This is a genomic window from Ohessyouella blattaphilus, assembly GCF_024721265.1.
In the GTDB taxonomy this organism is placed as follows: domain Bacteria; phylum Bacillota; class Clostridia; order Lachnospirales; family Lachnospiraceae; genus Aequitasia; species Aequitasia blattaphilus_A.
The window spans coordinates 1-835 of record NZ_JAMXOC010000088.1 but is presented as its reverse complement, the minus strand read 5'-3'; the positions used below and the strand labels follow the sequence as shown (position 1 = coordinate 835).

The following is an 835-nucleotide window of genomic DNA, read 5'->3' as shown; positions in this document are numbered from 1 at the left end:
GGGAAGGACAAAGCCAAACAGGTGCCATTGTGGGATTTAATAATAAGGGAATTGATTTAGTTAGCGAGGAAGAGGTTCTTACATTTCTTCCTATGTTTGGTTATCGCAATCCACGTCCCTTAGGAGACAATCAATATCAGGTGGACACCATTGGTGAAGAGCTGCCAGCGGTTACCGTTTTACAGACATTCAAAGAAAAGGTGGCAGAACAACCGAGTGAAAAGGAGCAAGGGCAAAGGGAGCGGATAGAGGTCGCGCCCAGAAAGTAGAGGTGTGTATGGAAAAAGAGAAGGAAGTAACCTTGGAAGGGTTACGAGAGTTAGTCTCGAATTTAGAGGACGGAGTTATCTTGGTGGTCCAGTTAGAAGAGAGAGGAGGGAGTGGCGATGGCGGAAGCAAACGGAGTTGATCTAGTAAATGTAAGGTTGATTAGAGAGTCTACCCTGTATACGGATAAGCTGATTACGAGCCCAAGAGATGCAGCGGATTTAATGGCAAATGAGTTAGCGCTTTATGACCGAGAAGTGATGTGTGTTCTTAACTTAAATACAAAAGGCGGCGTTTTAAACATGAATATTGTGAGCATGGGCACGATTAATGCTTCGCTAGTAAGCCCAAGGGAAGTCTTTAAGGCTAGTATTCTAAGCAATGCCGCCAGTATCATTATTTGCCATAACCACCCCAGCGGAGAGCCCACTCCTAGTAGAGAGGATGTGCTTCTTACCCAGAGACTAAAGAACGCTGGTGAACTATTGGGGATTGAGTTACTAGACCATGTCATTGTGGGCGGGGTAACGGGAAAGCGCTTTAGTTTTATGGAGGAGGAAATCATGGA

The 835-nt window shown here is 45.4% G+C and carries 3 protein-coding genes; all 3 read left to right on the top strand.

What is annotated here, in order from left to right; translation table 11 throughout:
- Positions 1-269 (top strand): hypothetical protein (locus NHH16_RS15490; RefSeq protein WP_262070488.1); only part of this gene is annotated, 269 nt, incomplete at its 5' end.
- Positions 270-277: 8 nt separating this feature from the next.
- On the top strand, positions 278-409 hold the full coding sequence (locus tag NHH16_RS15485) for a hypothetical protein (protein WP_262070487.1): 132 nt from the start codon (positions 278-280) through the stop codon (positions 407-409).
- On the top strand, positions 387-835 hold a 449-nt coding region (locus NHH16_RS15480; RefSeq protein WP_262070486.1), incomplete at its 3' end, for a JAB domain-containing protein. The genes NHH16_RS15485 and NHH16_RS15480, both read left to right, overlap by 23 nt.